This window comes from Sphingobacterium sp. UBA6320, assembly GCF_002440335.1.
Classification (GTDB): Bacteria; Bacteroidota; Bacteroidia; order Sphingobacteriales; family Sphingobacteriaceae; genus Sphingobacterium.
Genome location: NZ_DJTA01000008.1, coordinates 279,766 through 293,680 on the forward strand (window position 1 = coordinate 279,766; position 13,915 = coordinate 293,680).

General features: G+C 35.6%; 12 protein-coding genes and 1 riboswitch. Of the genes, 6 read left to right on the forward strand and 6 right to left on the reverse strand.

Features of this window, described 5'->3' with window-relative positions; genetic code table 11:
* Positions 1 to 31: 31 nt before the first annotated feature.
* Entirely contained in the window at positions 32 to 433 is a 402-nt protein-coding gene (locus B3P23_RS05075; RefSeq protein ID WP_045756205.1) for a DUF5606 domain-containing protein, read from the reverse strand.
* A gap of 23 nt (positions 434 to 456) precedes the next feature.
* Positions 457 to 915, reverse strand: coding sequence for a peptidylprolyl isomerase (locus B3P23_RS05080; protein WP_045756204.1), 459 nt, complete (start codon positions 913 to 915; stop codon positions 457 to 459).
* Positions 916 to 1,104: 189 nt separating this feature from the next.
* Between B3P23_RS05080 and radC the strand changes: the two genes are divergently transcribed.
* Complete coding sequence (gene radC / locus B3P23_RS05085; protein ID WP_045756203.1) at positions 1,105 to 1,794, forward strand: RadC family protein; 690 nt, start codon at positions 1,105 to 1,107, stop codon at positions 1,792 to 1,794.
* A 785-nt stretch (positions 1,795 to 2,579) separates the two neighbouring features.
* Here the strand turns inward: radC and B3P23_RS05090 are convergent.
* From B3P23_RS05090 to B3P23_RS05105, 4 genes are all read right to left on the reverse strand, one after another.
* Positions 2,580 to 3,761 carry a homoserine dehydrogenase gene (locus B3P23_RS05090; protein WP_248753879.1) on the reverse strand — a complete coding sequence of 394 codons (1,182 nt, stop codon included), beginning with the start codon at positions 3,759 to 3,761 and terminating at the stop codon, positions 2,580 to 2,582.
* 40 nt (positions 3,762 to 3,801) lie between these two features.
* Positions 3,802 to 5,109, reverse strand: a complete 1,308-nt coding sequence (locus tag B3P23_RS05095; protein ID WP_094772908.1) for an O-acetylhomoserine aminocarboxypropyltransferase/cysteine synthase family protein — start codon at positions 5,107 to 5,109, stop codon at positions 3,802 to 3,804.
* A 228-nt stretch (positions 5,110 to 5,337) separates the two neighbouring features.
* A riboswitch (SAM riboswitch) is annotated at positions 5,338 to 5,452 on the reverse strand.
* Between the two features lie 588 nt (positions 5,453 to 6,040).
* Complete coding sequence (locus B3P23_RS05100) at positions 6,041 to 6,883, reverse strand: prephenate dehydrogenase (protein WP_248753878.1); 843 nt, start codon at positions 6,881 to 6,883, stop codon at positions 6,041 to 6,043.
* Positions 6,884 to 6,895: 12 nt separating this feature from the next.
* Positions 6,896 to 8,065 carry a pyridoxal phosphate-dependent aminotransferase gene (locus B3P23_RS05105; protein WP_248753877.1) on the reverse strand — a complete coding sequence of 390 codons (1,170 nt, stop codon included), beginning with the start codon at positions 8,063 to 8,065 and terminating at the stop codon, positions 6,896 to 6,898.
* Positions 8,066 to 8,911: 846 nt separating this feature from the next.
* Between B3P23_RS05105 and B3P23_RS05110 the strand changes: the two genes are divergently transcribed.
* The 5 genes from B3P23_RS05110 (at position 8,912) to B3P23_RS05130 (ending at position 13,906) form a co-directional block, all read left to right on the forward strand.
* A complete protein-coding gene (locus B3P23_RS05110; RefSeq protein ID WP_293924969.1) occupies positions 8,912 to 10,738 on the forward strand; it encodes an ABC transporter ATP-binding protein in 1,827 nt (608 codons plus the stop codon).
* Positions 10,739 to 10,836: 98 nt separating this feature from the next.
* Positions 10,837 to 12,036 (forward strand): aminofutalosine synthase MqnE, encoded by a 1,200-nt coding sequence (gene mqnE, locus B3P23_RS05115; protein ID WP_045754395.1) that lies wholly within the window; start codon positions 10,837 to 10,839, stop codon positions 12,034 to 12,036.
* An 8-nt stretch (positions 12,037 to 12,044) separates the two neighbouring features.
* Positions 12,045 to 12,671 (forward strand): histidine phosphatase family protein, encoded by a 627-nt coding sequence (locus B3P23_RS05120; RefSeq protein WP_094772906.1) that lies wholly within the window; start codon positions 12,045 to 12,047, stop codon positions 12,669 to 12,671.
* On the forward strand, positions 12,664 to 13,392 hold the full coding sequence (locus tag B3P23_RS05125; RefSeq protein ID WP_293924970.1) for a menaquinone biosynthetic enzyme MqnA/MqnD family protein: 729 nt from the start codon (positions 12,664 to 12,666) through the stop codon (positions 13,390 to 13,392). Before B3P23_RS05120 ends, B3P23_RS05125 begins: the two co-directional genes overlap by 8 nt.
* A gap of 100 nt (positions 13,393 to 13,492) precedes the next feature.
* Positions 13,493 to 13,906: an NUDIX hydrolase gene (locus B3P23_RS05130; protein ID WP_248753874.1), complete on the forward strand. Its 414-nt coding sequence runs from the start codon at positions 13,493 to 13,495 to the stop codon at positions 13,904 to 13,906.
* The last annotated feature ends 9 nt before the right edge of the window (positions 13,907 to 13,915 follow it).

The following is a 13,915-nucleotide window of genomic DNA, read 5'->3' on the forward strand; positions in this document are numbered from 1 at the left end:
GCGAAGACCGCTCTTTTTTATTTTAAATAGTTTACACTAAAGGTGCGGGTGCTTCTTCTTCAAATAAAGGCAAATCTTTAATAATATTGTACCATGTAAAGATCTTTTTGATATCTGATGAGTATACACGAGATTCATCATGACCTGGTGCAATTTCGCGGAAAGTATTGCGTAATGTCTCACCGTCTGCTTTTGGATCTACCGACAATCCTTTTTCTTTGATTGTTTCAAAAACATTTAATAAACGGATTTCTTCATCTTCTCCGTAAATTGTGATGTCTTCTAAAGTCGCCATTTTTGTAGAAGATAAACTTACTACAGATTTAATCTTAGCGCTATCTAAAGTCTCTAAAATAAATCCACCTTTATTCTGTCCAACTAATTTGAACAACCCTGGTTTTCCTGTTACAGAAACTAATGCTCTTAAATTCATAATATACTTTTTCTTACTGAAAACTAGTCTTCAATAACTTCAATACTTAAAATACGGTCACCTTGACGGATATCGTCAACGATGTCAACATTTTCAACAACTTTACCAAAACAGGTATGATTTCTATCCAAATGAGCTGTATTGTTACGGCTATGACAGATGAAAAATTGTGAACCACCTGTATTACGACCTGCATGAGCCATTGATAAAACACCTCTATCATGATACTGATTTTCTCCAGTCAATTCACAATCGATTTTGTAACCAGGACCACCTGTTCCAGGCATCCCAGAAGCACCTTCGCGTGAATTAGGACATCCACCTTGGATTACGAAATCAGGAAGGACACGGTGAAAAGTCAGGCCATCATAATACCCTTCTTTAGCTAATTTGATGAAATTTGCAACTGTATTTGGAGCATCTGCTGTATAGAATTGTACAGTCATGTCGCCTTTTTCTGTTTTAATAATCGCTTTACTCATTTTTTTAAAATAAATATGTTCAAATACAAATATAAGATTTCAAAATGACTTGATAAAAAGAATGCACACTCAAGTCGGATTTCACTGAATTTTATTTGTATAAATAATTGATCCTAATAATTTTATGTTTTTATATTTTTGAGTAAATTAGGAAATTATATTGACCATTTATATTCCTAATTTATTAATATGAGTAAACTAGTCATTCGAGATTGGGCGGAAGCAGATCGTCCAAGGGAAAAATTATTAGAACAAGGACGCCGTGTATTGTCAGATGCTGAACTACTCGCTATTTTAATTGGTTCAGGTTCTCGAGAGGAGACCGCAGTAGAGCTCTGCAAAAGAATCTTATCACGATCGCAACATAATCTGGATAACCTTTCTAAAATGGATGTCGTAGATTTATGTGAATTTAAAGGGATCGGACAAGCAAAAGCTATTACAATAATAGCGGCCCTAGAATTGGGGCGTAGACGTAAAGAAGCTGATCAGATAAAAAAACCATTGCTGAATAGCAGTAAACGGGTGTATGATTATTTTAAATATCAATTACAAGATCTTCCTCACGAAGAGTTTTGGGTACTGTATCTCAATACAGCCTGCAAAGTATTGGATAAACAGCTGATTGGTAGAGGAGGGAATGATTTTACACCAGTTGATATCCGTATTATCTTACGTTATGCACTTAATTGCACTGCTAATTCCATGATATTAATTCATAATCATCCCTCGGGAACTTGTCAAGCTAGTCAAGCGGATAAAATATTAACAAAAAAAATTATAGATGCATCCACGCTAATGGACATTCGAGTCAATGATCATGTGATCTTCACAGACAATGGGTACTTCAGTTTTCGCGATGAAGGATTAATGGATTAAAGTTAGGTTATCGAGCAAACAATAAGTCTATCATTTAATCTTGAATCAGAAAATAAGGGGAGTTATAGTCTCCCCTTATTTCCATTAATCGTTAAATTTTCTTTTTTGCCTTCTATATAGAATATAGATAATTGCCAGTAAGGCAACTACTGCAAGAATTATATAACTTGAATTAGAATGTTGTTGTGTATTGACTGCATTGGTATCTGCAAAAACCAAGTTGCCTACCATTATCAGTAGAATTGTTAACCACTTAGCCATAATTTATTATTTATTTAGTAACTCCACAATATAGTGATATTTAATATATCAAGCAAATTTTCTGCCAGTTATTTGTAATTGTGGATTGTGCTATATTATTTTATAAAATAAAGTGTTGAAATCATATATTGACCATGTTTTTTTTAAAGCACTTAAGATGCTGTATAATTTTGTGTATTCTGTTAAAGGATATTTGTTATTTATGCGCTTGATGCGTTGGAATCGAATCGTGTTTTATAATAAATCTTATTGTAGGATGTTTTTTTACTTAATTCTTGAGGAATTTTTGATCAAAAGATCGATACTTGGTTTTATTTGGAGCTAATTGATATGAGTTTGATCTCTAAAAATTAAATATCAGGACTGAGTCTGTATTTGGTATGTAAGTAAATGTCGCTAAACAGATTTGGGTAGAATATTTTTTGATAAAAAAGAACGCTTTATCCTGATATGATGAATAAAGCGTTCTCTTGTTGGATCTACAAACAGCATAATGCTTGAAATCCGATTGATCGTTGTGTTAATTAACCGATCTCAGCGATGAAATTACCTATTTGATTGATTTCATCTTTATGTGCTGTGATTTGCTTAAGATTGATCGTCCCGATGATATATTTAAAGTCAGGAGCATAGTATCTTTCGATGATTTCAGTAAAACCTAGTTTTTCGATCAGGTTGTCTTCCTCATATCTTAAATACACTTTAATTTCATGATCATTGCTATAAGATAGTGCATCGATGTTTAAATGTTTCTTATACTCATATCTATAATCATAACGCAAAGCTGTGATATCAGATAAGACAGCAGATCCAGTAGGGTGACCGCCTGCGCCTTTTCCGTAGAAAAATTGCTCGTCGGCAAAAGCTGCTTTCACAAGTACACCATTATTTTCATTCTCTACATTAAACAAAATATTATCTGCACTGATAAATTTAGGAATGACATAAAGGACTACCTTACTGTTATTGATTTCACGTGCAGTAGGGATAAGTTTAATTTTAAAGTTTTTTTCTTTGGCAAAACGTATATCTTGTGCACCTAATTTATCAATACCAATATTGAACACATCATCTGGATTGACATAGATACCATAGGCATGTGAAGCGACAATGGTCAATTTAAATTTTGGATCAAATCCACCAACATCTAAAGTGGGGTCGGTTTCTGCAAACCCGAGATCTTGTGCTTCCTTCAATGCATCAGCGTAAGGTTGATTCTCGTTGAATACTTTTGACAGAATAAAGTTCGATGAACCATTGAAGATACCTGTTACAGCATGTAATAATTCATTGTCATAGTATTCTTCCAGATTACGAATAATGGGTATACTTCCACATACAGCTCCTTCATAAAGTAAGCTAGTGCCATATTCTTGTTGGATAGCCGCTAATTCCTCCAAATGCGTAGCAATCATTTTTTTGTTTGCTGAAACAACATTTTTTCCAGATTTAAGCGCACGAACTGTTAAAGCATATGCTGCTTCTGCATCATCGATTAATTCTACGACTGTATTGATATCTGGATCGCCTAATACAGCTTCTGCATCCGTTGTAAACAACTCTGGGGCAAGTGATCTTTTCTTGTCAGCATTCTTGATGACAAATTTTTTAATTTCTAAATTTAAGTTTTTAGTCTTGATAATGTCGTACAATCCTTGTCCTACAACTCCGAATCCAAACATTCCAATCGTTAATTTCTTACTCATAGTTGTTTTTTACGCTTTTATATAATGGTGCTATCTGAAATTATTTTATTTTATCGAAAGCTTGTTGTAAATCATCTTTAATATCATCGACATGCTCAATTCCTACCGATAACCGTAATAACCCAACAAATACTCCTGCTGCTTTTTGTGCCTCTGCACTGAGTTGCTGGTGTGTTGTAGCGGCTGGGTGGATGATCAATGATTTTGTATCACCTACATTTGCTAGATGGCTAATTAACTCTAGGCTATCTATAAAAGCATCGGCTTTAGTGACATCGCCTTTTATCTGAAAAGAAAGAACCGCTCCATATCCATTTTTTAGGTATTTCTGTGCATTTGAATAACTTGGTGAGCTTTTCAAGCCCGGATAGTTCACTTGCTCAACTTGCGGATGCGCTTCTAACCATCTAGCGATTTCTAGGGTGTTGTCTACATGACGCTGAACACGTAGCGAAAGCGTTTCTAGACCTTGTATAAGCTGGAATGAGTTGAAAGGTGATATAGCCGGTCCGAAATCACGAAGGCCTTCCACACGTGCACGGATTGCAAATTGGATGTTGCCAAATGGACCATCTGGGCCAAATACATCTGCGAAGACCAATCCATGATATCCTTCAGAAGGTTCAGAAAATTGTTTAAATTTACCATTGCCCCAGTTATATGTACCACCATCAACGATGACACCGCCAATACTTGTTCCATGTCCGCCGATCCATTTTGTCGCAGATTCGACAACAACAGAAGCACCATGCTCTAGCGGTTTGAATAGATAGCCCCCAGCTCCAAAAGTGTTATCTACGATTAAAGGTAAATCGTGTTTTTTAGCAACTGCAGCTATTTTATCAAAATCAGGAATATCATAACTTGGATTTCCAATTGTTTCTAAGTATAATGCTTTCGTATTTTCATTGATCAATGACTCAAACTCCTCAGCTGTTGTCTCTTTCGTGAAGCGGACCTCAATTCCAATTCTTTTAAATGCAACTTTGAATTGATTGTATGTACCACCATAAATATGGCTACTCGACACAAAATTATCACCAGCCTCTAAAATATTATTTAATGCGATGAACTGCGCAGCTTGACCAGAGGCAACCGCCACTGCAGCAACACCACCTTCTAATGCAGCAATGCGTTTTTCAAAAACATCTGTTGTCGGATTCATCAGACGGGTATAGATGTTTCCAAACTGTTTTAATGCAAATAAGTTAGCGCCATGTTCCGCATTTTCAAATACGTATGAGCTGGTTTGATATATAGGTACTGCACGTGCGCCAGTAGTTGGGTCTGCAACTTGTCCTGCATGAACTTGTAGAGTTTCGAATTTTAAATTTTTATTTGTAGACATGGTTTTTTATAATTAATTAGTTGAATATTTTCGTGAATATTATAGAGTGAGGATCTGCACATGTAGATGCACTTGCTATCCATTAAGTAAAAAATGGATAGATCTAACAATAAAACATAAACATGTGCTCAAACATTCGCATTGAAGTTGATGCAAGAGTTGTAAATGTTACGTTGGTAATTGAACTTACCCTGTTGTTTTTTTGTAATGTAAATATCATTGTCGTTTCATTTATATCCTCCATAACAATATTGATATGGACAGGAATTGGCACCTTTTCAAACGTATTTTGAAGGTTGCCAGTGGGTCATTGAGCCAGTCTCTCGCCACTTCTTTATAAATCAAGACCTGATTGAAAGGTTTTGATTAGGTGTATTTCGATTCGATCTACGTTGCAAATATATGTCTTGGAATTTAGAAACCAAAATATTTTGAATTATTTATTTAATACATGAGTAAGAAATGTAGTTTCTTTTTCTTGAGAAAAAGGTGTAATTATTAAATATGAAGAGTGTTAAGTAATTTAGGTTAATTATGGAATCAAAAGAAAACAAAGGATAAGGGAGATGTGCGTCTTCGCATTCTTAAAAGGTGAAAAAAACGCTTTGCACAAATCGGTTACAATTCGACATCTATTCGTAAAGTAGCCGCCAATCCGCTATAATTCCCATTATTATCTATCTGTCCTATAAGGACAAGAGTGATATCGGATATGCTGTTCATCAAGAAGAGCATTTACACATTGATCCTAGTAGAAATAAAGGTTGAATCAAAAGAACAAGTTGATGATTCTCTTAGTTTAGAGAAATGGTTGATTGTATGTGATCGCACAATGGCCGATGATGATGGCTGCGAACAAAAAAATGCTAGAAGTATTGGCTTCTAGCATTTTTTAACTTAAGTGAACGACCCTAAACTAATAACAGGAGCTTTATTTTATAATGCGCTTTATTTTATTAGATTTTTTAATCAACTTATGTAATTGTGTATAGTTTTCCTCTTGAATAGCATCTTTCAGAGCTTGCAACTGTTTAATATTTTCTTCCAATACTTCTAATACGTTTACTCTATTTTGTTTAAAAATAGGTGTCCACATATCGGGAGAGCTTTTAGCCAAACGTACTGTGGATTCAAATCCAGAACCCGCTAATTCAAATATCCTGCCCTGTGATTTTTCTTTTTCTAATACCGTTAAGGCTAGCGCAAAAGAAGTCAGGTGGGAGATATGTGAAACATAAGCGGTATGGGTATCATGTTCTTCCGCAGTCATAAATGACGTGCGCATTTCCAGTTGTTCAGTAATGGAATCTGCGAGTTCAAAAGCGTCTTCATCAGATTTAAAAGCCTCCACGTAGACCATCATTTTATCTTTGAACAAGTTTGGTAAAGCTGCTTCTGGGCCAGAATATTCAGTCCCTGCCATAGGGTGAGCCGCCACATACCGACCACGATTTGGATGTTCTGAGATCAATTGTAAAATATTAAGCTTAGTAGATCCCATGTCAATAATGACTTGGTCTGTTACTAGATCTAATAATTTTGGTGCCAACGAGATAATCGCATCCACAGGAGCCGTGAGAATAATGACCTTGCATTTTTCTAGTGCCTCTTCCAACGTTGCTTTCTGATCGATAAAGCCAATTTGCAATGCTTTTGTTAAGTTAGCATCACTTTTGTCGACACCAAATACCTGATCACAAAAATGCTTTTCTTTTAGTTTCATGGCGACTGAGCCACCAATTAAACCGACGCCAATAATGGCTATATTTATCATGTTATTTTAATCTTAATTCGTTTCTTTAACTTCTTTAATTCGCTCAATAGCCTCTTGCAACACTTCAACTGAAGCACATAAACTAATTCTGATATAGGAGTTTCCAGCAGTTCCAAATATACCTCCTGGAGTAATGAAGACACGTGATTGATTTAATACCTCATCACTAAGAGCGTAGCCCGATTCGTAACTGTCAGGAACTTTTGCCCACACAAATAAACCAACTTGATTTTTTTTGTAGATACAGCCTAGCATGTTCATGATTTCAAAAACTAATGCTCTTCTTTCATTGTAGATTCCATTTAATTCTTGATACCACGATTGATCTAATTGTAATGCTTTGGCCGCAGCAAGCTGTGCTGGCAAGAACATGCCAGAATCCATGTTGCTTTTAAATCGCAGCACTTCATTGATACGTTCTTCTGCACCCACTAACATACCGATTCGCCATCCAGCCATGTTCGATGACTTACTTAATGAATTAAGTTCTAAGGCAACATCTTTTGCTCCTTCAATAGACATAATGCTCTTAGGGCTGTCTGTCAAGATAAAACTATAAGGGTTATCGTGGCAGATTAAAATATGGTTTGCCTTTGCAAAAGCAATCAATTCAAGATAAAATCCTTCATTCGCACTAGAGCCCGTAGGCATATGTGGATAGTTGATCCACATCAGTTTTACTTTCGATAAATCGTTTTCAGAAAGCTTTTTAAGATCAGGTAACCAATCTGTTTCCTCAGATAAATCATAGGTAATAGCTGTGGCTCCACTTAGTCGCACTGCAGCGGCATAAGCAGGATATCCCGGGTTTGGTATTAAAACCTCATCACCTTCTTGCAAGTAAGTCATGCAAATATGAACAATACCTTCTTTAGAACCTATTAAAGGTAAAATTTCTGTATTTGGATTGAATGTTGCCTGATAATAGCGTTGATACCAATCTGCAATAGCTTGTCTCAATATAGGCGAGCCTTTATAGTTTTGATAGCCATGTACATTGGCTTTAGCCGCTTCTGTCGTCAAGGTCTGAATTACTTCAGGATGAGGTGGTAAGTCTGGGCTTCCGATACCTAAATTAATCACACGAGCACCTGCTTTATTGAGCTCATCAATTTCTCTTAATTTTTTTGAGAAATAATATTCTTCGGTTTGTTGCAACCTTTTGGCAACTTCTATTTGCATTATGTTCTGGTATTTTACTATTTACAAGGACTAAATTAGGTTTTTTCTATTAAAATAATAGTATAACCCATTGTACATTTTAAATAATGTTGCTTTTTAAATTATTGATATTTCCGTTGCATATATTTTTGTTGATGTAGTGCATGGTGTTATTGCATTCATCTTGATCAAGATTGCGGTTTTGAATTCATCAAAACATGGAGCATGATTATCAATAGATATGGTGTACGTTGATATCAAGTATAAAAGGCTTTTTTATCCGTAATCTATTGTAATACGTCTCGATATATATGTAGAGCGACCCCAATATATCTTATACATGCAAGCAGGTTGCGAACAGGGTAGTATCATGGTGAAAATACTATAAACACGGACTGAACACGGACTCAACATGGACTTAACATGGACTTAACACGGATTTAAGATGAATATAATAAGCATATCATACCTATTTATGATGAAGCAAACTCGAATAATCTGCGAATACAAGCTCTACTTATTGAAAAGCTAATGCCAATAAAAATTGGGTTTATTGTTGTTAAATCGTGTTTTTTGTAAATTTATTAAAAGATTAGTAATCCCCTCAATAGATTGATTGGCATAAACTAGAGTTATGCTTGAACGGTTAATAATCAATCAACGAGTCCGAGTCAATTATGATCAATAAGATGTTTTCTGAGTTATATTCATAAATCATAATGCAAAACCGCTAGGTATATTGTGGTTTAAATTTGGTGTTTATTGGATGAAATTTATAATATCATCGAAGTGCAAGATTTCATTCCTTGAAAGTATTCCTTATATATTGCGCGTAATTTTAGTATTTTTGCTACCTTAATATTATAAATGAAAACTTACTTTAGGTTATTATCTTTTGCCAAACCCATTGAGAAATACGCAATTCCGTATATTATCTGCACCCTAATTACGGTTGTATTCAGCACATTGAATTTGGCGTTATTAGCTCCTTTGTTGCAAACTCTTTTCAATACAGATCAAGTTTCTTCTCATGTAGTATTAGCAAAGCCCGATGGATATTTTGATATTCTCGGTTACTTCAATTATTATGCAAGTCTGGCTAACCAACAGTTCGGTGCTTATGGTGCATTGAAGTATGTCTGTATCGTGATCGTAATTTCCGTATTTATAAGCAATTTGTTTCGTTATTTAGCCCAACGAATTATGGAAAATTTGCGTATTCACACTTTATTGAATTTACGGAAGACGGTATTTGATAATGTCATGGATCTACATTTAGGCTATTTTAATGGACAGCGTAAAGGCGATATTATTTCCAAAGTATCTTCTGATGTTCAGGTTGTACAGTATTCTGTTACAGGTACATTGCAGGTTGCTTTTAAAGAGCCACTTCAACTCATTGCATATCTGGTTATGTTATTTGTTATTTCTGCAAAACTGACTTTATTCGCTATGCTCGTCATTCCAGTATCTGCTTTTTTTATATCTAAAATTGTTAAAACTTTAAAGGCACAAGCGATTGCTGGTCAAACATCTTATGCGAATATGATTTCTTTCTTAGATGAGGCATTATCTGGTGTTCGTATCATTAAAGCCTTTAACGGAACAAATTTCGTTAAAAAAAGATTTAATGATGAGAATGATCGTTATGCGGGTATCATGCGTGCAATGGCAAGGCGCCAACAAATGGGTTCACCTGTATCTGAATTGTTAGGTGTGATTATGGTCGCTATCATTTTATTATATGGTGGTAATCTGGTTTTATCAGGGAGTGATGAGTTTGGAGCATCTGAGTTTATTGCCTATATCGCTATCTTCTCACAAGTAATGCGTCCTGCAAAAGCATTGACAGATGCATTTAGTAATATTCATAATGGTATTGCGGCTGGTGAGCGTGTACTGGAATTGATTGATACCAAAAGTGAAGTTACTGATAAGCCTAATGCGAAGAAAATTACTGATTTTAAAAAAGCGATTGAGTTTCAGCATGTAGATTTCGCTTATGGTGAGAAAAACATTTTAAAACATATCAATCTAATTATTGAAAAGGGAAAAACAATAGCGCTGGTCGGTCCTTCTGGAGGGGGTAAATCTACTTTGGTGGATTTAATTCCGCGTTTTATGGATGTTACAGCAGGTCAAATTTTGTTTGACGGTATAGATTTAAGGGATCTAGATCAAGAATCTCTACGCACAATGATAGGTGTAGTGAATCAAGAGTCTATCTTATTTAATGACACCATCTTTAATAATATTACCTTTTCCAATACATCTGCGACCCAGCAAGAGGTTGAGAATGCTGCCAAAATAGCTAATGCTCATGAATTTATCTTGAAAACAGAATCCGGTTATCAAACGAATATTGGTGATCGTGGCGCTAAACTTTCTGGTGGCCAACGACAACGAATTTGCATCGCGCGAGCTGTATTGAAAAACCCACCCATTATGTTATTGGACGAGGCAACTTCGGCATTAGATACGGAATCCGAAAAACTAGTTCAAGATTCTTTATATAAGCTTATGGATAATCGTACTACGGTAGTCATTGCACATCGATTAAGCACCATTCAGAATGCAGATAAAATTGTGGTGATAGATGGTGGCCAAATTGTAGAATTTGGAAGTCATACAGAATTGATTCAGAAAGAGGGTTTGTATAGAAAATTGATCGATATGCAACAGTTCACAGATTAATGGTTATTTCATTGATATTGCTGTACCAAAAACAAGGCTAGATTCTACGAATTTAGCCTTGTTTTTGGTACATTTGTTATAGACTAGGAGACATGATAATGGATGCTAAAGAAAAATTAAATTTCTTACTTTCTAATCCGCTTTTGGATAGTGAGTTAAGAAATATAGCAAATAAAGTGTTGCAAGAAGAACGCATCACATTTGATGAGGGTGTATACCTTTATAAAAATGCCGAATTGGGTTATTTGGGTGTTTTAGCGAATTATATTCGGGAGAAAAGACATGGGGATATCACATTTTTCAATCGTAACTTTCATATTGAGCCTACGAATGTGTGTGTTTACGATTGTAAGTTCTGTTCATATTCCCGTATGATCAAAGAGCGTGCAGAAGGATGGGAAATGGAGGTAGATGGTATGATGAACATCGTAAAGAAATATGATGATGAAGCCGTTACAGAAGTTCATATTACTGGAGGTGTCGTGCCCAAACAAAATCTTGATTTCTATGCGGAATTTTTTAAAAGATGTAAGGCACATCGTCCAGAATTGCACATTAAAGGTTTAACGCCAGTAGAATATTACTATATATTCAAGAAGGCAAAACTGAGCCATTATGAAGGTATGAAATATTTGCAGTCTTGTGGTCTGGATTCGATGCCTGGTGGTGGAGCAGAAATCTTCCATCCAGAGATCAGAGAGCAGATTGCACATGATAAATGTACTGCAGAACAATGGCTAGATATTCACGAGCAAGCACATAAATTAGGGATGCATACCAACGCAACCATGCTATACGGTCATATTGAAGAGTTTTGGCATCGTGTGGATCACATGGAAAGATTGCGTCAACTGCAAGATAAGACTGGAGGTTTTCAAACTTTTATTCCATTGAAATTTCGAAATAAAGAAAATCAAATGTCACATATTCCCGAGGTTTCTGTTATTGAAGACTTGAGAAATTATGCCATAGCACGTATTTATTTGGATAATTTTGATCATATTAAAGCCTATTGGGCAATGATTTCACGGGATACAGCTCAAATGTCATTGGCATTTGGTGTTGATGATATTGACGGAACATTGGATGATACGACGAAGATCTACAGTATGGCAGGAGCTGAGGAGCAGAACCCGGGTATGTCAACGCAGCAGTTGGTTGAGTTGATTCGCAAGGTAGGACGTCATCCAATAGAGCGTGATACCTTATATCAGGTTGTCACCGATTACAAGGATGTAGTTTTTGAAGACGATAGCAAGAAAAAAAATTATTATGCACTACCTGTTGTAAATAATTAAGATATATTTTGAAAAAGACTTTTTATTTTATTCGCCATGGACAGACCGATCTGAATTTGAAAGGTATTGTTCAGGGGCGTGGCGTGAATTCTCCACTTAATGAAACGGGACTGGCACAAGCTCAGGCTTTTTATGATGCTTATAAAGATATCCCGTTTGATAAAATTTATACCTCAACCTTATTGAGAACACATCAGACAGTAGAATCTTTTATCAGAGATGGTATTTCTTGGCAAGAACTCGAGGGTTTAGATGAAATTAGTTGGGGAATCTACGAAGGTAAAGAGCAAGACGAATCTATCATGAGTGGATTCAATGAGCTGGTCTCAGCATGGAAAAATGGTGAATTGGATGTCAGTGTAGATGAGGGGGAATCTCCTAATGCATTGATGTTACGTCAAAGTGAGGCCATCGCACATATGGTTAAACAAGAGCATGAAGAAACCGTATTGGTCTGTATGCATGGTCGCGCATTACGTATTATTCTTTGCCTATTGACAGGAGTAGATGCCTCAAAAATGGATGAATTTCCTCATACAAACACTGCCTTATATAAATTAACGTATGATCATGATCAATTTGAAATTATTGACTATTATAATACGAAACATCTAGAGGTATTGACAAATGGATAAAGTGAGAGTATCGGCAGTTTCGTATACGAATACATTGCCGTTTTTAAATGGGATTAGACAATCCGCAGTTTTAGATCAGATCGAATTGAGCTTGGATAATCCGAGTGTATGTGCCCAAAAAGTGATTGATGACCAAGCTGATTTAGGTATAATTCCTGTGGCGGCTTTATTAAGTCTTCCGCATGCGCATATCATTACCGATTATTGTATTGGTACAGAGGGGGCTGTTGATTCGGTTTTTATTTTTGCTCACAAACCGATTGAAGAAATCCAGACATTATATTTGGATAAGCAATCACGTACTTCTAATGGGTTAGCACGAGTACTGCTTAAAAATCATTGGAAGCGCGACGTGAGGATCGTGACAGATATCGAAGGGGCTGACGCGTATGTACTGATCGGTGACCGTACGTTTGGTAAGAAGAAGACGGTACCTTTTGTTTACGATTTAGGACTTATGTGGAAAGAATTTACAGGTCTTCCATTTGCATTTGCAGTCTGGGTGAGTACAAAAACATTAACAGTAGATTTTATAAGGTTATTTAACGAGGCTCTAAAAGTAGGCGTCTCTGAGCCTGAAGCTGTAATTCCGGGCCTACCCAAATATGAAGATTTTGATTATCATCATTATTTAACTTCAAGCTTAAACTATCATCTTACTGATGATAAGAGGAAAGCTATTGATCAATATTTAGTTTTATTAAAAGAGTTAGATACTTAGCAGTAAAACAAAAATTGGTAAAAAGCGATTATGGAGATAATCGCTTTTTACTTTATATTCTTAATTATAGGAAAGTAGTTTGATTTCAATAAAAAAAGATATGAACAAGATTTATTTAGCAGGAGCTATGGTAGTGGATCCGAATAACAGGCTTTTGGTTGTTAGGAAAAAAAATTCTGCATATTACATGATGCCAGGTGGCAAGATAGAAAAAGGTGAGCTTTCTTCTCAAGCACTTGTTCGAGAATTAAAAGAAGAGTTAGATCTAAATATCTCCTTATCTGAGCTGGAATACCTAGGGTTTCATGAGACCGAAGCTGTCAATGAAGTTGATACCATAGTGAGGGGAGAGATCTTTAAAATTGAATTAAAAGCAGCCCTAGATGTCTTTCCACAGGCCGAGATTGAGGAAGCTATTTGGTTAACAGTGGATAATTATGAAAACTATCAATTAGCTCACCTTATCGAACAATTTACTATTCCAATTTGGAAAGCAGGTACTTTTGAATATTAAAATAGAATT

Bases quoted from the DNA above. Each gene is read 5' to 3' on its own strand.
- B3P23_RS05075 (WP_045756205.1), bottom strand. From the start codon at position 433: ATGAATTTAAGAGCATTAGTTTCTGTAACAGGAAAACCAGGGTTGTTC.
- B3P23_RS05080 (WP_045756204.1), bottom strand. From the start codon at position 915: ATGAGTAAAGCGATTATTAAAACAGAAAAAGGCGACATGACTGTACAA.
- radC (WP_045756203.1), top strand. From the start codon at position 1,105: ATGAGTAAACTAGTCATTCGAGATTGGGCGGAAGCAGATCGTCCAAGG.
- B3P23_RS05090 (WP_248753879.1), bottom strand. From the start codon at position 3,761: ATGAGTAAGAAATTAACGATTGGAATGTTTGGATTCGGAGTTGTAGGA.
- B3P23_RS05095 (WP_094772908.1), bottom strand. From the start codon at position 5,109: ATGTCTACAAATAAAAATTTAAAATTCGAAACTCTACAAGTTCATGCA.
- B3P23_RS05100 (WP_248753878.1), bottom strand. From the start codon at position 6,883: ATGATAAATATAGCCATTATTGGCGTCGGTTTAATTGGTGGCTCAGTC.
- B3P23_RS05105 (WP_248753877.1), bottom strand. From the start codon at position 8,065: ATGCAAATAGAAGTTGCCAAAAGGTTGCAACAAACCGAAGAATATTAT.
- B3P23_RS05110 (WP_293924969.1), top strand. From the start codon at position 8,912: ATGAAAACTTACTTTAGGTTATTATCTTTTGCCAAACCCATTGAGAAA.
- mqnE (WP_045754395.1), top strand. From the start codon at position 10,837: ATGGATGCTAAAGAAAAATTAAATTTCTTACTTTCTAATCCGCTTTTG.
- B3P23_RS05125 (WP_293924970.1), top strand. From the start codon at position 12,664: ATGGATAAAGTGAGAGTATCGGCAGTTTCGTATACGAATACATTGCCG.
- B3P23_RS05130 (WP_248753874.1), top strand. From the start codon at position 13,493: ATGAACAAGATTTATTTAGCAGGAGCTATGGTAGTGGATCCGAATAAC.